Raw genomic sequence first — 19400 nt, forward strand, 5'->3', positions numbered from 1 at the left:
CCGCCTGTTTTCGGCGGGCCCCAACCTGCTATTTCTGGCGGAACGTCTTGACCCACCGTTCGATGAGTTCGTTTGTGCCGGCCAGGGCTTCCGGCGTGTAGGACATGATGAAGAGGTTTTCCTCGCCGACGATGTCTCGGATCATCGGCAAGGTGTAGAAAGGCACCTCGTCCGGGGAAATATCCTCGCGATACGGCGTGAAGCCGGCTTTCGCGAAAGCGATTTGCCCGGGGCGCGACAGGATGAAGTCGAGCAGCAGCTTGGCGCTGTTCGGGCTTGAGGCGGTCTTGGTGATGCCGATGCTCTGGAGGGACAGCGGCGTGCCGTCCTTGGGGAACGCGTAATCCAACGTCGCCTTGCCGCCCGGCGCTTCCAACTGGGAAATGCCGAGTCCGGACGTGAAGACGATCGACAGGTATTCGCCGGTCGACGTCTTTTCGCGCATCGTTCCGGCGCCTCGCTCGGGCAGGGTCATCGGTCCGATGGTTTCGAACAGCGACCAGTCGTTATCCTTGTGGTTCAGCCAGTTGCGCATGATCGCGAGACCGTAGGGGTTAACCTCCGCGTCGTACATGGTGATCTTGTTGCGCCATCTGTCGGGGTCGGCCTTGACCATCTCGGCGAGTTCGGCAAGCGACTGGGGACCCGGATTGACCAGTGCGCGGTTCCAGACGATTGGCATCGGAACAGCGGAAATGGTGTAGAGGCCCTCGAACGGTACGGACCACGCGGGCAGGTTGGGTAGTTCCGGCGAAGCGTATGGCTCCAGGTGACCGTCTTTGACGAACTGCACCCAGTGTTCGGGGGCGACGGTCGTGATGATGTCGGCGGTTCGGACTTCCTGCTTGGCCTCGAGGCGGTATTTCTCCCACATTTCGGCGTCGAAATTGGCTGTTTCGACCTTGATCCACGGATAGGCTTCGTCGAATGCCTCGATCAACGGTTCCCAGAAAGAGGCGGGGAAATTGGAATAAACCAGCAGGCCCAGTTCGTCCCTGGACGCCTCGATCGTCCGGGCGTAATCGGCCGGATAGCCTTCGGGAACCGTCTGCGCCTTGGCGCCGATCGTGGATGCGGCGAGCAGCGTCGCGGCGATCGTCATTCGCATGTTCATGATTTTCTCCTCCTTGTTGCGCCGCAACTCCATTGATGCGGCATTATTTTTCCGGCAGGCGAGGGCCTGGACGGATGCGACCGGCGCTGCCGAAGACCGCTCAGGCCGGCGGCGGCGTTCTCCCGTCTGTCACGACGCAATCCGGATTGAGCCGACCGCCGCACAGCACCGCGACCACGCATTCGGCCGCAACCCGATTGGTGCGGATCAGGCCCTCTTTCGTCGAAGCTCCGGCATGTGGCGTCGCGACAACATTCGGCAGTGTCAGCAATGCCGCCGTAACCGGTTGGTAGGTGGCGTCTCCTTCGCTGACGAAGGTATCGAGCGCCGCTCCGAAAAGATGACCCCGCCGGAGGGTCTCGAGCAGGGCGCGGTCATCGACCAGCCCGCCGCGGGCGGCATTCACGAGGATCGCGTCTTCCTTCATCATGGCCATGGCCTTCGCATCGATCAGGAAGCGCGTGGCGTCGGTGAGGGGCGCGTGCAGGCTGACATAGTCGCTTTCCCGCAGAAGGTGGTCGAGGTCGCAGTATTCGACACCGCTCGTCTCGGCATAGGCCGCATCCCGCGTCCGCGTGGTGACGAGGATGCGTGCCTGGAATCCCTGCAAACGCTGAACCAGGCTCTTGCCGATCCGACCCAGTCCGACGATGCCGACGGTCTTTCGAAACAGGTCGCGGCCGGAGAGGATCTTCCAGTTGCCGTCGATCATGTTGGCCTGGGTTTCCCGGAGCCGGTGCCCGACGGCGAGCATCATCGCGAGCGTATGGTCCGCGACGGAGGCGTCGTTTCCGCCAGCGGCGATACAAACGACCTTTCCGAGGTCCCGGGCTGCCTCGCAATCAACCCGTTCGTAGCCGACGCCGCGCCGGGAGATAATCTTCAGATCGGGAAGCGCCTGCATCAACTCTCTGGTAACCATCGCGTGTCCGACGATCCAGCCATCCGCGCCGGCCAGCAGGCTGACCAGCGTGTCGTGGTCCATGTTGCGGTCGGCGGAGCCCGGAGGCAATTCCGCCTGGACAACTTCGCAACCGGCCTTTTCCAGATATCGCCTTGTGTCGGGATCGAAGAAATTCTGGGTCACCACGACCCGGTGAGATTTTCCGGTCATGCTCCCAGTTCCTCTGCGATCTCGTTGGCGGCGGAAGATGAACCCGCTGAGGGTTGGTCGTCGGGATATCGCAGCGTGACGACCAGATTGTAGAGATCGTCAACGGTAACGCTGGAGTCCGGGCCGACGGTAAATGTCGTTTCTCGCTCCTCGAATACGGCCGGGCCTTCGATGATTTGCCCCGGTTTCAACGCGTAGCGGTCGTAGACAGGTGTCCGGATTGGCCCGTGATCCGGAAAGATAACGTCGCGGGGCATCCGCTCGGCCGACGTTTCCACCACCGAGTAGGCGAGGCTTATATCCTGCGCAGGTAGAGAGGCCGTCAGCCGCCAGTTCACGGCTTCAACCGGAATGCCCTTCGCGGTCCGCCCGAAGGTTTCGCGATAGGTTTCGTCGAAGGCGCGGTGAATCGCGTCGAGATGCTCCGGCCCGAGCGGTCCGGCTGGAATGGGAACGGTGATCTCGAACCCCTGGCCGAGATAGCGCATGTCGACGCTCCATTCGAAGCGGATTGCGTCCTCCCCGACGGCCATGCCCCTGAGCGTCTGCTCGGCCTTGTCCCGCATCTCGTCATAGAGCCGATTGACCAGATCCCAGTCGACGCGAAGAAGCGGGGTCAGATAACCGCGCGCGTCGTCTGTGGCGGGTGGCGCGACGAGAAAACCGAATGCCGAGATCACGCCGGCGCCCATCGGCACGATCAATGTGCGCAGACGCAGCAGCCGCGCGAGACCGAAGGCGTGGACCGGCCCGGCGCCGCCGAATGCGATCATGGCATAGTCGCGCGGGTCCTTGCCCTTTTCGGCAAGATGCATGCGCGTCGCGCCCGCCATATTCTCGTTGACGATGCTCTGAATGCCCTGGGCCACGAGGTTCGCAGGCATGTTCAGCGGTTGGCCGAGCAGCGCGTCTGCGGCGTTCTGCACGTCCTCGAGCTTCAACGCCATCTCGCCGCCCAGGAAGTAGGCGGGATTGAGGTAACCGAGCAGGAGGTCCGCATCGGTCACTGTGGGCTGGGTGCCGCCCCTGCCGTAGGCGACGGGTCCCGGAACCGATCCGGCGCTGCGCGGGCCGACCTTCATCAGGCCGAGATTGTCGATCGAGGCGATCGAGCCGCCGCCCGACCCGATTTCGATCATGTCGATCACGGTGACTTTGAGCGGCAGCCCCGAGCCGGGCTTGAAACGATCGATCCGACCGGCTTCGAAATCGTGCTTGACGTGAGGATGGCCGTTCTCGATCAGACACATCTTCGCGGTCGTGCCGCCCATATCGAACGAGATCACATGCGGGGCGTCGAGCTTTCGTGCGAGATAGGCGACGCCCATAGCGCCGGCGGCGGGGCCGGACTCGATGAGCCTCACGGGAAAGTCTTTCGCATCCTCGGCCGAAATCAATCCGCCGGCTGACAGCATGATCGACAGACGTCCGCGAAAGCCCAATCCGCGAAGATCGTCCGACAGCCTGTTGAGATAGCCGTGCACGCGCGGCTGGACGTAGGCGTTGACGCAGGCCGTGTTGGTCCGCTCGTATTCGCGAATGACCGGCGCGACCTCCGATGAGATGGTGACATAAAGGCCGGGATACCGCTCGACCGCGATGTCGCGCGCGCGGCGCTCGTGATCCGGGCAGCGATAGGAATTCATGAGCGAGATGGCCAGCGATTCGATTTTCTCCTCGCGAACGAGATGGTCCAGTTCCGTGACAAAACCGGTCTCGTCGAATGCGATCAACTCGGCTCCGTCCGCCGTTATCCTGCCGGCCACACCCCGCCGAAGATTGCGCGGCACGATCTCCGGCGCCGGTCGCTGCTGCAGATCGTCGACGTCGAAACGCGTCTCGCGCCGCATTTCGAGCACATCGGTCAGACCATGGGTGGCGATCAGGCCCACCTTCGCCCCGGTCCGCTCGAGGACGGTATTGGTGATGAGGGTCGTGCCGTGGATGATCGAGTGGATCTGCTCCGGCTTCGTGTTCGTCTCGTCGAGCAGCCGCAGTATTCCCTCGATGATCGCCAGGCTCGGCTGGTCGGGAGTCGTGGGCCGTTTGCCGGTACGGGTGATCCCGCGTTCTTCGTCGTGCAGGACGAAGTCGGTGAATGTTCCGCCGATGTCGACGCCAATTCGTGTAGTCGGTTTCATGCCCCGTCTTCCTTGATGTACAGTCCGTAGGCGCTCTGGGCCGCTTGTCTGGTTATCTTGCCTTCCGTGAGATCGCGCTCGACCGCGTCGCGCTCCCGAGAAAGCGGATTGCCATATCCGCCGCCGCCCGCGAAATGCAGCGCAAGGCATGATCCGGGCGCAAGCGTGCTGCGCGATTTCAGCGAGATTCGCTTTTCGCCGTCGATTATCGCTGCCGCTGGCGCGCCGGGACCGCCGCCCAGCAGACCGAGCGGGGGGTGTCGTTCACGGTCGCCGACGATGATGACCTGACATGGATAGGGCGAGTTGTTCCGGACCTCGCAAACCTGACCCAGACCGCCGCGGAACCGGCCGACGCCGCCGGAGTCGGGACGGAACATCTTGCGGGTGAATACCAAGGGCGAAATTGTCTCGATCGCCTCGATACTGCCCGCTCCCGAGTTTGTCGGAAAGGCGGTGGTCGACAGGCCGTCCATCTGCGCCGATGCGCCCATTCCGGCGCTGGCGAACAGCATGACGCCGAAATCGCGGCCATCGGCGTGTTTTCCGTAGAAACGCACGCGAAGAGAGGGCGCGCCGCCGCTGTCGGCGACCACCCGCTCGGGCAGCACGGGAGCAAGGGCCTGATAGATCGCGCAGCTCAGCAGATGGCCGGTCAGATGACGCGCCGCCACGGCAGCCGGGAACCGCGCATTGACGATCGCTCCCTCCGGGGCGGTCACCGTGATCGGCCGATAGGAGCCTTCGTTCCTGCGCGTGTGCGGGTCCAGCAGACACTTGAGTGGGTAGATCGAATAGGCGATGGTGTAGTTCAGCGTGCAGTTGATCGCGCGCGCGATCTGCGGCGAAGTACCGGCATAGTCGATGGTCATGTCGTCGCCGGCGACCGTGATCGCGCAACGGATCACCGTCTCCTGGTCCTCATATCCGTCCACTTCGACGGTCGAGGCATACACGCCGTCGGGGATATCCTGGATCGCCGCGCGCATGGCGGCCTCCGACATCGCGTTGATCTCGCGTGACAGCGCGGCGAAATCGGGCAGGCCTGTATTGCTCAGGAAGTCGGTCGCTCCGCGAGCGCCGATGCGGTTGGCGCTCACCTGGGCGTCGAGGTCGCCGAGCACCAGATCCGGGAAACGGACATTTGCCGAGATGATCTCGAACACCGCCTCGTTACGTCGGCCGTTGCGGTAGAGATGAACCGGCGGAAGGCGCAGGCCCTCCTCGTAGATTTCCTTGTTCGCCGAGCCGATGGTGCCGCCGATATCGGGCGTATGGGCGGCACTGGCGGAAAATCCGACAAGTTTGTCGAGATGAAACACGGGTGTGATGACCGAGATGTCGGGCAGGTGCCCCGTTCCGATCCACGGGTCGTTCGTGATCACCACGTCGCCGGGTTGCCATGTGTCCACGGGGAAAATTGTAAGAAGATGCCTCGTCGTGCGCCCGAGGAGACCGGCGAATGTCGGCACGCCGCCGCTGCATTCGACCAGCGTTTCGCCGCGGGCATTGAGCAGGCAGGTCACATAATCATTCGACTCGCGAATGATCGTCGAGAATGCCGTGCGAAGCAGCGTGCTTGCCGCTTCGTCGGCCACGGCCACCAATCGGCTCCAGTAGACCTCAAGGGTTATCGGATCATATGTCGATCGCATTTCCACTCCAATTCGGGCGACTTGCCCGGCCCATTGTTAGGTGTCGCCCAACATGCGAGCCAATTCGAAATTTGCATTTTTTGATGCGTTGCGGCCGTCATGGTCCGCCTTGCGGGACGGGCGCGCCTATGTCGTTTCGGCCGCTGCGGCACCGTTGGCGCGCAGGTTCAGATCAAGGAGGCGGACATAGGATTGACCGCTGTGCATGTCGCGCTCCAGCATCCCGCCCTGCGGGGTCTGGCGTGGATAGGAGATCTTGACCATCGCCAAGTTCGGCACCTCATAGCGCTTCACCAACGCGGACGGCACGCCGTAGATCGCGCCAATGCTTTCGGGTGAGAGAACGGCTGCATTGCGATGCTCCTCGTAGGCTTCCGGATTGTTGAAGAAGATGTCTACCGTCACCCAGAATGGGCCGGCGTTCTTGGAGCGCACATATCGCGTGACGTCTTTGAGCCGGGTCATGTTCACGCCTCCTCGAGACTTCTGACGGTGACGTATTCGGTGCGGACACATTCCATCGGATCCTCGACCTCCATCACGTGATTGAGTTTGAATTCATAGACCTGCCCGCGCTCGATCTCGGCGGGGGAGAAGGGAAAGGCATAGCTCGGGAGCGGAATGCCGCGCCGCAGCGGGAAGTGGAAGAACAGCGGATTCAGCGCCTTGGCGATGCGCGTCGCCAGATCCTGGGTGGGTGCGGTCACCACCATCATCAGGCCGACTTCGCTCGGGACGTAACCGTCCCTGGGAAGTCCTGATACCGCATTGTAGCCATAGGGTCTGAAGGAAAGATCGTAGTCGAAAAGGTCCGGAAACGTGTTGCGGACGATCTCGTTCAGCTTGGTGGTCATGGACTCCAGGAAGAAATCGAATTCCTTGAGGACCGAGGGATCCTCGATGCCGATCATCATCAGTGTCTGGAAAGGTCCGACCGATGCGCCTTCGAGCTTCATCGTGTAAGGCATCGGCTCGCAGCGCGAACCCGTGACACGAACCGTGGTTTCGTCCCTCTGGGTGTACACAGCATCCGTCACGTCGAGCACGCAACCGGGCTCAAAAAGGCGGAACGGATCGCTGTTCTCGTAGAGCATGTGGGCTGATATGGTCTCCGGCGTCACCGTGTTCTCCGGCGCGAGAGGCCGGACATCGAAGTAGTCATCGCCGACCGTGATCAGCACGCCGCCGTCACGCGGGTTGACCGTGCAGAGGCCGCCGCATTCCGCCGTCTTGGCCGCGTGCCACGCCGCTCCCGCTCCTGCGGCGAGCATGAGCGGTGCAGCGGCGATCACCGCTGTGTCCGTGGTGCGACCGCCGAGAATGATGTCGGCGCCTTCCTTCATCGCGGCGATGTAGGGCTCGGGGCCCATCAGGGCGACGATATGCGCACATTCGCGGACCGTGCCGGGCTCCAGCGACTCCGTCGGCGACAGCGGCTTGATCTGTCCTCGATCGATCTTGTCGAGGATTACCGACTGGGGCTGCTCGCTGTAGAGCAGCGCAATCTTCGGGGCGACGCCCATTTCCCGGGCGATGTCGATGACGATATCCCGTGTCCAGTCGACGCCGATATCCGTTCCGCTGGTGCCGCAGGTGCCGATAAGGATCGGAATGCCCGCGGGCGTCGCCGCCTCCATCATGGCCTTGATATCCCGGTGGACGGCGTCACGGCTCATTTTCGAGACGCCCGTTGCCAGACATGACGGACCGCTGTCGGTCGATCCCGCATCCACCGCGACCGCGACGGCGCCTTGCCGGATTCCCCATTCGACCTGCTCCCGGCGTATGCCGGCGCCGAGCACACCTGCCGGCACGACGACTGATACCGTCTTTTCGTTGCTAGACATTCGAACTCCCTGTCTTCTCTCGATTGTTTCCACGGCTCTGTACCGCGTCAGGCTGCAGTGTGGAGGAGGTCCCCCCGGCTTTCCGCTGGCAGAAGATCGGCCTGTTCGAGCGGGAACACCCGGATGGCCTCGGGCGGGATGAAGAGGTGCCCGGCTTCCGCGTTCGGGGTCTTCGCGTCCGTCTCGACCCTGATGACGCTGCCCGCCACGTCAAGCACCAGAAGCGCCCGCGATCCGAGGTAGCTGCGTGCATGCAGCATATAGGGGATTGAATTCTTGCCGGACGGTTCGGCGACCGGCGAAATGGCCTCGGGCCGGATGCTGACCATGACCGGGCCGTCGGGCAGGTCGGTTTGGGTTGCCATGTCCAGCAGTGGGCTGTTGCCGATGCGGACTTTTCGGCCGGAGCCGTCGCGCAGCAGCGTGCCGCTCAGAATGTTGGAGGCGCCGACGAAATCGGCCACGAACAGGTCTGCCGGCTGTTCATATACGTCGAGCGGAGCGCCGATCTGGGCGATCCTGCCCCGGTTCATGACGATGATCCGATCCGACAACGAAAGCGCTTCGGCCTGGTCATGGGTCACGTAGACCATGGTGACGCCGGTTTTCTTGTGCAGGTCGCCGAGCCACAGCCGCGCCTTTTCACGAAGCTTGGCGTCGAGGTTGGAAAGGGGCTCGTCGAGAAGCAGGATTTCCGGCTGGTAGACCAGAGTGCGGGCGAGGGCGACGCGCTGCTGTTGACCGCCCGACAGTTCGCCGGGATAACGCTGGATGTATTCGAGCATGTCGACCATATCGAGGGCCTGCTCGATGCGCTGCCGCGCGGCCGAGCCGCGGATCCTGCGCAGTTCGAGCGTGAAATCGAGGTTCTTGTAGACCGTCATGTGCGGCCACAGGGCGTAGGATTGGAACATCAGGCCAAGGTTGCGGAACTGGGCATCCACGAAGGTGTTCGTTTCGCTGTCAAAGACTGTGCGATCGCCGATCTGGATCAACCCGCCCGTCGGCCGGTCGAGCCCGGCAAGCGCAGTGAGCGTCGTCGACTTGCCGCATCCGGACGGACCGAGGAGGGTGAGGAATTCTCCGGCGCGCACGTCGAAGGAAATTCCCTCGAGTGCCTTGAAGGCCCCGAAATGTCGGCTGAGATTGCGAACGGTGAGACTAGTCATGAAGCTTTACTCCGAAAAGGCGGGTGGAGATGGCGATGAGGATCGTGGTAATGCCCACCTGTATCGTCGCGAGTGCCGCCACCGGGCCAGGCTGTCCCTGCAGCCACAGGCTCAGCATGGTGGAGCCGATCACCTCGCTTCCCGGTGCCATCAGGAATACGGCGGAGGCGTATTCCTTTACGATCAGGATCATCAGCAGGACGAAGCACGACATCAACGCATGTTTCTGCAGCGGCAGGATGATATGCGACATCGTTCGCAGCCAGCCGGCGCCAGACGCCTTGGCTGCTCGGTCGAAGTCCGGCGTGATCTGAAACAGCGCAGGCAGGATTATTCCGTATCCGGCGCTGATGAAGCGGATAAGATAGGCGAACAGCACCAGCCAGATCGTCGCCCGGAGCGCCCCGAGCACCGGCAAATAGACCGACGCGTAGAAAACGCCGAGCCCGACGATCAGACCGGGCAGTACCCGCGGAAGCTGGGCCAGCAGGTCCACCATCCGGCGAAGGGGATAGTTCGACCGCTGCGCCACAAGGGCGAGGCCGGCAATCAGCATCGTTCCCAGACCGGCTCCAAGCACGGCGAGAACCATCGTGTTCACGATTGAGCGGACATAGACGTCGACCGTGAGAACGTCGATGTAGTTCTGCCACGTCAGGACCTGTGTGATGGGGACATAAGGCGAAATGACATGGGTCGCCGCGCGCAAAAACACCGATCCGATCAGAAGCAGAATAGCGAAAAAGACGTATGCCCACGCCAGGCCGAAGATCGGCCATTTGGCGCGCCCGAGTTCGAGTGGCTTTATGCGCGCCGCTTTCGAAGAGATGCTGACGAACCTGTGCGAACGGCGCAGGGCGAGCCGCTGCAAGCCGAACATGATCAGGACGAGGACCATCGCGGAGACGAGCCCGTAGTCCGGCGTGCCGTTGGCTGAGAAAACCTTCTCGAAAATGAACGTCGTGACGAGCTTGATGCCGACGGGAGAACCGACGATCAGCGGGATGGACAGCGTTTCGAGCGCATGCACGATATTCATGATGAGCGCGAAGATCAGGGCAGGGCGCATAAGGGGCAGGCTGACCCGCATAAGCGTGTAGAAGGGGCCGGCACCGGCGATGCGCGCCGCAGCGTCGTGGTTGGGATCCTGCTGGCGTGCCGCCACGATGCAGTAGAGGGTCGTGACCGGGGTCGCGGCGATCGCCGATATGACGGCGATGCCCGTCACCGTATAAAGGTTCCACGGTGCGGGAACACCGAAGAATTTCTGCCACAGCAGCGTGACGATGCCCGAGGGCCCGTAGCTGATGATCGCGCCGAAGCCGATCACCTGCGGCGAGATGAAGAGCGGCCACAGCAGGATGGCCCCGAGCAGGGCCTTCCCGGGCAGGTTGCTTCGGCCCAGCAGGATCGCGAAGGCGATGCCGAGCAGCATTGAGAGAACGGTTACGATGACCGTGAACAGCGCCGTTGCGCCGTAGGAGGCCTTGACCTCCGGATCGGTGAAGACCCTTGCCAGATTGTTCAAGGTGAACTGGGCGTCGTCATAGTAGAGCGGCTTGTCCAGAAAGACCTGCAACAATGCCGGCACGACGACGACCGCCAACAGCGCGATGATCACGACAGTGATCAGCGTCTGAATCCAGAAACCGTCTCCCTGGCCGACCGGCGATGTTCTCTCGCCTGTCGCTTCCTCCGAAAGAGCTGCCGACATATGATCCTCCCTTGTCCTATGCATGAACCGACGGCCGCATCAGTTGCCCTGCAGCAACCCGTCGCGTGCCGCCCGGATATGCCGTGCCATCAGTTCTTCCGCGTGATCGCCGTTTCGGGCGGCGATGGCTTCGAAAATCTCCTGGTGCTCCCGTGAAGCCGTCAGAAGCCGCTCGTGCGTACGGCTCCAGCGCTGATGCGCGCTGCGGATGAATTCCCACACCTCTCGTCCGAGGAACTTGCGGATCTCCTCGTTCCGCCCGATTCGCGCGATTTCGGTGTGGAAGCCGCCGACGGCGGGGAGCGTCCTCGCATCGGAGGAGGCCTGCGATGTGAATTTGGCGACGAATTCGAGGCTGGCTTCAACGATCTGTCCGAGGCCGGCGATTTCCTCTTTCGTCGCCAGTTCGGCGGCTCGTCTCGCGCTGCGTCCTTCGAGCAGTTCGCGTATCTCGTAGAGTTCCAGCAATGCGCGCTTGTCGACCGTCGCGACGCGCATTCCCGAATAAGGGGTTCGCTCGATAAGCTCCCTTTCCTCGAGACGGAACAACGCTTCCCGTAGCGTTGCGCGATTGACGCTCAGTTTTTGGGCGAGTCCCACCTCGGTCAGCTTCGTGCCGGGTTTCAGATCGCCCCGCAGGATCGATCCGCTGAGCTCCTGGAATATGTCTCGCGGCGATAGTCTGTCCACTTATCCCCTCCCGATTGTCGACAATTTTGACATTGTGCGCTTTGTCGAACATTCTTCAACCCGCAAGTTGTGCATCAAACGATGCATCGATGTGTCTTGCCGCCGTAACCATAGTTTCCTATGGGCGGACGGGAACATTCCGGCCCGTCGCCGGCGGGATGAGTGCGTGCGGCGTCGCTGAATTGGGTTTGTTGGGAGGCTCGTTCGTGAACTCGATATGGCTGCAGGATTTCCTCGTTCTCTCAGAGGTCCGGGGCTTCTCGCGTGCCGCGGAGCAGCGGTTCGTCACGCAACCGAGCTTCAGTCGGCGAATCCAGGCGCTTGAGGACTGGATAGGCGTCACGCTGGTCGATCGAAGCACACATACATTCAAGCTGACGCCGGCCGGAGAGGCATTCCTGCCCCTGGCCCGCGACCTGCTTCGCCAGTTGAACCATGCGCGCGTCCATGTACAGGAGGTGGGATCGATCTCGGAGCGAAAGCTGAGATTTGCGGCCACCCATGTTCTGTCCCTGACATTCTTTCCCCATTGGCTGAGGCTGCTGGAGGCCGAGGAACCGCTCACCGCCACGGTGGAACTGATCGCCGATCACATGGTTGCCTGCGAGAACCTCATGCTGGAAGGCCGCGCCCAGTTCCTGATCTGCCATCACCATGTGAACGCGCCCGTGCGGCTCCAGGACGATTTTCGCTCGCTCGTCATCGGTCGCGACGTGCTGGTGCCGGTCGCCACGCCCGCGCTGATCGGGAAGCACGCGGTTCAGGACCTGCCGCTGCTGACTTTCACTCAGGAATCGGGAATGGGGCGCATTCTCGCCAACCGCCAGCGGGACGGATATTTCGAGAGGAACAATCCCACGATATTCTCGTCGCATCTCTCCAGCGTGCTGACGGCCATGGCGCGAAGCGGCCGCGGCGTGAGCTGGAGCCCGAACAGCCAGGTCTCCGACGACCTCGCCAGCGGTCGCCTCGAGCGGGTAGCGGCGTTTGGTGACCTGGTCGACATCGAAATCCGGATATGGCGACCCAAAAGCCGGCAATCCGGCGCGGCCGAAGCTCTGTGGAGCCGCGTCAAAGCCTATTCCGGCCGCCTCCTTCAGGCGACCTGAAAGGTCATGTGGCGCACAAATTCCGCGTTGATCCCGTAACCCGGAACGCTGCGGCCAAAGCGGTCATAACCCGGAAATCGAGTAGCCCGGATCGTTGAACGGGCTTTCGGGACGGGGCAAATGCATTGATGAGGTCTTGGCTTTGCTCGCTCAACTTTTTCAGGAGGGCCGGTTAACCGGTCGTCACATTGCCTTCCCAGCTCGAACGCTAGCTCCAAGCGATGCGTACGTGGTGGCGAAGCGTTTCACTTGGGTTCCTCGCAATCAGGCGATCGTGCCGCCCAAGGCGAGGGTCAGCGAATTGTCTAGATGCTGTTGCAAGGCGCTTTTGGCCGCCTCCGCATGTCCTTCACGCATCGGGATGAGGAAAGCGAGATGCTCGCGTCCGACGCGTTCGGCATTGAACGGGGTGACGCGCAGCCGGTATTGCACGGCCATCCGGATCTTGATCGCCGTCACCCGATAGACGTTGAGAAACAGCTCGTTATGCATACTCCCGATCAGCGCGTTATGCATCGACCAGTCCAGTTTCTGTAGCGCATCCGCGTGTTCCTGTTCCTGACCGGGCGCGGCGTCCTCCGCCCGTTCAAATTCCCTGATCCAGAATTCGAGTGTATCCTTTGGAATATTCCGCATCGCAGCGTCGACGGCGGCCAGTTCCAGCACGCTGCGCAACTCATAGGCCTCACGCACGAACTGGATATCCATGCTCGGCACCATAAGGCCGCGCTTCGGCAGCGGGATCAGCAAGCCTTCGGTCTGGAACCTTGCAATCGCCTCGCGAACCGAGCCAAGCGTGGTATCGGTGAGCTTTACCAGCTCGCGCTGGGAAACGAGTTGACCGGGCTTCAGGGCGCCGGAATTGAGCAGTGCCTCGATCCGCTCATAGGCCTTTTCGCGCATCATCTGTTCGGGCGGCTCGGAGCTAAGCTCGGGGGGAACCGAATTCGGGTGCGTTTTAGCGGGCATATCGTCTCTTTTGATGATCAAGCGGATTGCAAGAGGCTGCGGCAAATCGAATCCGATCTTAACATGTCAGATGCATGTCAACAATTGCGGCACTGCTTGGAACGAGACACGGAATTGAACAGGCGAGGGGGGAAACAGGGTAGTGCATAGCTGGCATGCGTCTGAGTGTTGACTAACATGTCAGTTGCATGTAGTGGTTTGCGGACATTTTTGCATGTCTTGATTTCCGGCATTGGCGCCGGCCCCGGCATCAGAAATGGCACGGCTCGATCTTGCGGGCCGGAACGAACGATTGAGCGGGGCGGCTTCAGAAATGTCCGGTCGTCGTCGGGAGGTTTGGAGAGAGGTTCCGGCCTGCCCGCTACCCGCCATAAACAAGTCTAAGGGAGGCTTCTATGAACAAGATTTTGGCTGCTGCCGCCGGCGGCATTTTGATCGCCACATCGCATGTTTCGCTCGCGCATGCGGCGGACTACAACATGGTCCTGTCGATGCAGGTCACCGATCCCGACAGCCCGATCTATCAGGCCTTCGAATATATGGAGTCTGAGATCAACCAGCGGAGCGACGGCCGCATTTCCGCGAAGCTCTACGGCGGCGGCGCGCTCGGCGGCGACCGTGAAGTGGCCGAGAGCATTGCGCTCGGCGATGTCCAGCTCACCACGATGAGCACGTCACCGCTGGTTCCCTTCGTGAAGCAGCTCGCTGTCTTCGACATCCCCTATATCTTTCCGGCAGACCCGGAACTGCAGAAGCAGGTTCTGCTCGATAGCGAATTCTCCAAGGGCCTTGAGAAATACATGGAGCCGAGCGGCTTCCGCCTCGCGGGCTTCTTCAACATCGGCTTCCGTCAGTTGACCACATCTGATGTTCCCGTACACACCGTGGAAGACATCGAGAAGGCCAAGCTGCGCATTCGCGTGCAGGAAAATCCCTATCACATCGAGATGTGGAGCCTTCTTGGCGCCGCGCCGACCCCGATTGCCTACACCGAGCTTTACGGCGCGTTGCAGCAGGGCGTTGTCGATGGTCAGGAAAACCCCTACCTCAACATCCTGTCGGGCAAGTTCTATGAAGTTCAGGACTACCTGACCGAAACCAACCACATCCTTCTGGCAAACCTCATGCTGATGGATAACGCCTGGTACCAGAACCTGCCGGAAGACCTGCAGGACGTCGTCGATGGTGTTCTCGATGATGCCATCGCCCATCAGTGGGACGCGCAGAACGCAGCGCTTGCGGATCAACGTGCCGAATTGGCGGAGCATATGGAAATCATCGAGCTGACGCCCGAGGCGCTGGCCGAGTTCCAGCAGCGCACCGCGCCGATGATCGACCAGATCCGCGCCGATGTCGGTGACGATATCGTCGACGGTCTGCTGAACGCGATCGATCAGGCGAAATCCGCCAACTGATCTGTATTGACGATAAGGGACGCGCGCAAAGCGCGTCTCCTTGCCCCGTATTGCGGGCGAAAAATGCCCCGCGCTCCTGCTTGCAGGCGGCGCGCGCAGCAGGGCCCGTGAGGTGGTTTCGGCTGTGCCACTCTGGAGAAAATTCATGATCAAGGAAATGTTCGACCTCAGCGGCAAGACGGCGTTTGTCAGCGGCTCCAGCAGAGGGATCGGATTTGCAATTGCCGAGGCTTTCGCCGATGCCGGCGCAACGGTCGTCATCAATTCCAGAAAACCGGAAAGTCTGGCAGAAGCGCAGGCGAAGCTTGCGGACAAGGGCTACGCCGTCCACGCGGTGCCCTTCGATGTGACGGACAGCAAGGCGGTGGCCGCCGGCATCGAGAAGATCGAAACCGAAATCGGCCCCATCGATATCGCCGTCAACAATGCGGGCATCCAGCGCCGGGCGCCGTTTACCAAAATCACGGATGAACTCTGGCGCGATGTGATGGAAACCAATCTCAACGCCGTGTTCTTCGTCGCACGCGCGGTCTCTGAACGCATGGCCGAGCGCAAGCGCGGCAAGATCATCAATATCTGCTCGCTTGCCAGCGAAGTCGGCAGGCCGAGCATTGTTCCCTACACCACCGCCAAGGGCGCCGTGCGCATGCTGACCAAGGGCATGTGCTGCGAACTGGCAGGGCACAACATTCAGGTCAACGGCATCGGCCCCGGCTATTTCCGCACCGAGCTTAACACCGATCTGTTCGAGAACAAGGAATTCAACGACTGGGTCTGCGCGCGCACACCCGCCGGTCGCTGGGGAGAACTCGACGAGTTGAAGGGCGTTGCCGTGTTCCTGGCATCCGAAGCCGCAAGCTTCATGAACGGCCAGGTGATCTATGTCGATGGCGGCCTGCTGAGCGGCATGTAAATGCCGCCGGCCGCCGCGCCGGGTCGCTCGCCCGCAGCCGCAAATTCCAACCAGAATGCCTGGAAGCATCATGACTGAACACAAGAAAATACTGGTCAATACCGAGCAGTTCAAAAACGGCGATGCCCTGTTTGATCCGCTGAAGGAAGCGGGCTTCACGGTCGAGGTCAACGAGACCTTCCGTCTTCCGAGCGAAGACGAACTGATCGAAAAGCTTCAGGGCGGCGTGGTTGCCACCATTGCCGGCGGCGAGCCCTACACGGCGCGCGTGCTGCAATCGGCGCCGTCGCTGCGCATCATCGCGCGCTGGGGCGTGGGTTATGACAAGGTCGATGTCGAGGCGGCGAGCGCTGCTGGCGTTCCGGTCGCCATGGCCTTCGGTGCCAATCACGAAAGCGTGGCCGAATATGCCCATGCCATGGCGCTGACGCTGGCCTGCCGCATCATTCCGCGCGATCAGATGGTGAAGTCCGGCCAGTGGTTCTTCGACGGTTTCCACCCCGGCCTTTGGGGTCGCACCGCTGGCATCATCGGTCTTGGCCGGATCGGCGGCGCCATGGCGCGGCGTTGCGTGGCAAGCCAGATGGAAACGCTTGTCTACGATCCCTTCGCCAGCAACGAGCAGATTGAAAGCCTCGGCGCCAGGCGGGTTGAAAATCTGGAAGCCCTGTTCTCGCAGTCCGACCTGATCTCGGTGCACGCACCCTCGACGCCGGAGACCCGCCATCTGGTCAATGCCGAGCGGCTGGCATTGGTCAAGCCGACGGCCATTCTGGTGAACACCTCGCGCGGTCCGCTGATCGACGAGGCCGCGCTAGTGGCGGCGCTTGAGGAGGACCGCATCGGCGGCGTCGGGCTCGACGTTTTCGAGACCGAGCCCCTGCCGGCGTCTTCGAAGCTGCGCGAATTCTCCAATGTTCTTCTGTCGCCGCACGTTTCGGGCATGGACAAGATGGCCGAACGCCTCGTCACCGAGCGCTGCGTTTCGAACATTCTCGACTATCTGTCCGGCGACCACCAGAGGATCCGTCCTTATGTGGTCAATCCCGGCGTACTGAAAGGCGAAAGCAATGACTAAGCGTATCGAGGGCATCATCCCGGTGATGATTACGCCGTTCAAGGATGACGGCACGATTGACTATCCGGGACTTTCGCGGCTGATCGAATGGTATATCGCCAATGGCTGCGATGCGCTTTTTGCCGTGTGCCAATCGAGTGAAATGCTGTTTCTGAGCCTCGAAGAACGCGTTGCCCTTGCAAAATTCGTCGTCGAAGCCGTGGGCGGCCGGATTCCGGTCGTCGCGTCCGGCCATGTCAGCGACAAGCTGGAAGATCAGGCGCGCGAACTCGATGCCGTGGCTGAAACCGGCGTCGACGGGCTGGTGCTCGTCACCAACCGCCTTGACGCAGGCCAGAAGGGCGGGACCGCCTTCATCGACGATCTTGGCTGGCTGATCGAAAAATTGCCGAAGGCCCTGCCGCTTGGCCTTTACGAATGCCCGGCTCCATACCGGCGGCTTTTGAGCGACGACGAACTGATGTTCTGCGCGCGCTCGGATCGTTTCGGAATTCTGAAGGATGTCTCCTGCGACCTCGAAACGGTCCGCCGGCGCGTCGCGTTGACCGCGGACACCTCGCTTGCCATCGTCAATGCCAATGCAGGCATTGCGCATGAAGCGATGCTCTCGGGCTCGAACGGTTTTACCGGCGTGTTCACGAATTTCCATCCCGACCTCTATAAATGGCTGCTGACCAAGGGACCGCAACACAGCGAACTCGCTGGCGAACTGGCCGTTTTCCTCGCGCTTGCCGCCATGGCAGAGCCGATGGGCTATCCCAAGCTCGCCAAGCTCTACCACCAGCGCCTGGGGACGTTCGAAGGCATCGGCAGCCGGGCCATTGACTTCGATATCGCCGAAAAATACTGGGCGGTGGAGGCGCTTCTGGGGCACATCGAAACCGGCACGGCGCAATTCCGCGAAAAAGTGGCAAGAGCCTGATGAAATTGCCGACGGCGCGGCTGTCATGGCCGCGCCCGGCTTCCTCGTGAAGAGATTGGGAGGTGAGCATGAAAGCCCTGCGTTTCCTGGAACGCTATTTTGAGCGCATCCTTTTGACGGGCGCGCTGCTCGTCATGTCCGTGGTCCTGTTTGCCCAGGTGATCATGCGGTACTTCCTGCGTTCGCCGTTCACATGGTCGGAGGAACTGGCGCGCTATGTGCTGGTCTGGTCGGCGATTATCGGCGTCAGCCTCGCCGTGCGGGAACGACGGCATATCAGCGTCGATTTCCTGCCGTTGCTTTTCGGCGAGAAAAGCCATCGGGTATTTGCGATCATTGCCCATATCGGCATGCTCGTCTTCAGCTTCATCATGATTTCGGCCAGCATTCCGTTGATCGAGCGTCTTGCCATGCTGGGTCAGACCTCTCCCGCGCTCGGCATTCCGATGTGGATTGTCTATGCCGCCATTCCGGTGGGTTTCAGCCTCACCATGGTCAGAACGATCCAGGCGCTGATCGTCGACTTCGTCGCCAGTGAGATCCCGCTAAACGAGCATGGAGACATCTGATGTATCCGGCGCTGTCCATCATTTCGTTTTTTGTTCTTCTGCTGCTCACCGTACCGGTCGCCATCGCGCTCGGCTATGGCGCGATCATCCCGGGGTGGTTCGGCGCGCCGGTCAACACCGGACAGACCGTGCGAACGATCGTCACCGCGATCGATTCCTTCCCGTTTCTTGCGGTCCCGCTGTTCATGATGGCAGGCGACCTGATGACCAAGGGCGGACTTGCGCGCCGGCTGTTCAGCTTCGCCGATGCCTTGATCGGCGGGCTGAACGGCGGTCTGGCGATCGCGACCGTGATGGCCTGCATGCTGTTCGGCGCGATTTCGGGTTCATCGCCCGCAACGGTCGCCGCCATCGGCGCCATGGCGATCCCGCTCCTGACCAAGCAGGGCTATGACCTCAGATTCGCGACCGTTCTGGTGACGACGGCCGGCACGCTCGGCGTGATCGTGCCGCCCAGCATCCCGATGATCATCTACGGCATGTCGGCGAATGTCTCCGTCAGCGCTCTGTTCATCGGCGGCGTGTTCCCGGCACTGCTGATCGGCGGCCTGCTGATGTGCTATGCCTTCTGGTACGGCACGCGCCACAAGGACAGGATCGAAACCGATGCAGGCCGGGTGTCGAAGTTCAGGGCCTTTATCGACAGCTTCTGGGCACTGCTGGCCCCTGTCATCGTGCTCGGCGGCATCTATTCCGGCGTCTTCACGCCCACTGAAGCGGCCGCGATCGCGGTTGCCTACAGCGCCTTCGTTTCGATCGTCGTGTTCCGCGAGTTGACGCCGTTGGGCGTGGTTCGGACCGTCGCAGGAACCGCGCTGACGATCGCGCCCATCCTCATCCTGGCCGGAACGGGCGCGGCGATCGGGCGGACGCTCAACCTGCTCGGCGTGCCGACCATGCTCGGCAATCTGATCGGCGGGAACGTCTCGAATGAGCTGGTTCTGCTGCTGTTGATCAACGTGATGCTTCTTGTGGTCGGCA

Annotated in this window: 17 protein-coding genes; 7 read left to right on the forward strand and 10 right to left on the reverse strand. The window is 61.6% G+C overall.

Going from position 1 to position 19400, the window contains the following annotated elements; all coding sequences use genetic code 11:
* Nucleotides 1–28: 28 nt before the first annotated feature.
* The 9 genes from B4E36_RS09860 to B4E36_RS09900 form a co-directional block, all read right to left on the reverse strand.
* Nucleotides 29–1114 (reverse strand): ABC transporter substrate-binding protein, encoded by a 1086-nt coding sequence (locus tag B4E36_RS09860; RefSeq protein ID WP_292056327.1) that lies wholly within the window; start codon nt 1112–1114, stop codon nt 29–31.
* 100 nt (nt 1115–1214) lie between these two features.
* Nucleotides 1215–2228, reverse strand: coding sequence for a phosphoglycerate dehydrogenase (locus B4E36_RS09865; protein ID WP_292056325.1), 1014 nt, complete (start codon nt 2226–2228; stop codon nt 1215–1217).
* Complete coding sequence (locus B4E36_RS09870; RefSeq protein WP_292056323.1) at nt 2225–4369, reverse strand: hydantoinase/oxoprolinase family protein; 2145 nt, start codon at nt 4367–4369, stop codon at nt 2225–2227. Before B4E36_RS09870 ends, B4E36_RS09865 begins: the two co-directional genes overlap by 4 nt.
* Entirely contained in the window at nt 4366–6024 is a 1659-nt protein-coding gene (locus B4E36_RS09875) for a hydantoinase B/oxoprolinase family protein (protein WP_292056321.1), read from the reverse strand. The genes B4E36_RS09870 and B4E36_RS09875 overlap by 4 nt, the downstream gene beginning before the upstream one ends.
* Before the next feature lie 126 nt (nt 6025–6150).
* A complete protein-coding gene (locus B4E36_RS09880; protein WP_292056320.1) occupies nt 6151–6489 on the reverse strand; it encodes a DUF4387 domain-containing protein in 339 nt (112 codons plus the stop codon).
* A 2-nt stretch (nt 6490–6491) separates the two neighbouring features.
* Entirely contained in the window at nt 6492–7871 is a 1380-nt protein-coding gene (locus tag B4E36_RS09885) for an acyclic terpene utilization AtuA family protein (RefSeq protein WP_292056317.1), read from the reverse strand.
* Nucleotides 7872–7918: 47 nt separating this feature from the next.
* Nucleotides 7919–9040 (reverse strand): ABC transporter ATP-binding protein, encoded by a 1122-nt coding sequence (locus B4E36_RS09890; RefSeq protein WP_292056315.1) that lies wholly within the window; start codon nt 9038–9040, stop codon nt 7919–7921.
* Nucleotides 9033–10754, reverse strand: coding sequence for an ABC transporter permease (locus tag B4E36_RS09895; RefSeq protein WP_292056312.1), 1722 nt, complete (start codon nt 10752–10754; stop codon nt 9033–9035). Before B4E36_RS09895 ends, B4E36_RS09890 begins: the two co-directional genes overlap by 8 nt.
* Before the next feature lie 39 nt (nt 10755–10793).
* Nucleotides 10794–11444, reverse strand: a complete 651-nt coding sequence (locus tag B4E36_RS09900; RefSeq protein ID WP_292056309.1) for a GntR family transcriptional regulator — start codon at nt 11442–11444, stop codon at nt 10794–10796.
* A gap of 89 nt (nt 11445–11533) precedes the next feature.
* Here B4E36_RS09900 and B4E36_RS09905 point away from each other — a divergent pair, with 89 nt between their 5' ends.
* Nucleotides 11534–12553 (forward strand): LysR family transcriptional regulator, encoded by a 1020-nt coding sequence (locus B4E36_RS09905; RefSeq protein WP_345900299.1) that lies wholly within the window; start codon nt 11534–11536, stop codon nt 12551–12553.
* A 264-nt stretch (nt 12554–12817) separates the two neighbouring features.
* Here the strand turns inward: B4E36_RS09905 and B4E36_RS09910 are convergent, their stop codons facing one another.
* The gene (locus B4E36_RS09910; RefSeq protein ID WP_292056304.1) at nt 12818–13522 is read right to left on the reverse strand and encodes a GntR family transcriptional regulator; all 705 of its coding nucleotides are present in this window, start codon (nt 13520–13522) and stop codon (nt 12818–12820) included.
* Between the two features lie 395 nt (nt 13523–13917).
* Here B4E36_RS09910 and B4E36_RS09915 point away from each other — a divergent pair, with 395 nt between their 5' ends.
* The 6 genes from B4E36_RS09915 to B4E36_RS09940 form a co-directional block, all read left to right on the forward strand.
* Nucleotides 13918–14937, forward strand: coding sequence for a TRAP transporter substrate-binding protein (locus B4E36_RS09915; RefSeq protein WP_292056302.1), 1020 nt, complete (start codon nt 13918–13920; stop codon nt 14935–14937).
* A 145-nt stretch (nt 14938–15082) separates the two neighbouring features.
* Nucleotides 15083–15850 carry a glucose 1-dehydrogenase gene (locus B4E36_RS09920; protein WP_292056300.1) on the forward strand — a complete coding sequence of 256 codons (768 nt, stop codon included), beginning with the start codon at nt 15083–15085 and terminating at the stop codon, nt 15848–15850.
* A gap of 70 nt (nt 15851–15920) precedes the next feature.
* Nucleotides 15921–16928 (forward strand): phosphoglycerate dehydrogenase, encoded by a 1008-nt coding sequence (locus B4E36_RS09925; protein ID WP_292056298.1) that lies wholly within the window; start codon nt 15921–15923, stop codon nt 16926–16928.
* On the forward strand, nt 16921–17850 hold the full coding sequence (locus B4E36_RS09930) for a dihydrodipicolinate synthase family protein (protein WP_292056296.1): 930 nt from the start codon (nt 16921–16923) through the stop codon (nt 17848–17850). Before B4E36_RS09925 ends, B4E36_RS09930 begins: the two co-directional genes overlap by 8 nt.
* 68 nt (nt 17851–17918) lie before the next feature.
* Nucleotides 17919–18419, forward strand: coding sequence for a TRAP transporter small permease (locus B4E36_RS09935; RefSeq protein ID WP_292056293.1), 501 nt, complete (start codon nt 17919–17921; stop codon nt 18417–18419).
* Nucleotides 18419–19400 (forward strand): TRAP transporter large permease (locus B4E36_RS09940; RefSeq protein ID WP_345900300.1); only part of this gene is annotated, 982 nt, incomplete at its 3' end. The genes B4E36_RS09935 and B4E36_RS09940, both read left to right, overlap by 1 nt.

It is taken from the genome of Martelella sp. UBA3392, from assembly GCF_002358775.1.
Taxonomy (GTDB): Bacteria; Pseudomonadota; Alphaproteobacteria; order Rhizobiales; family Rhizobiaceae; genus Martelella; species Martelella mediterranea.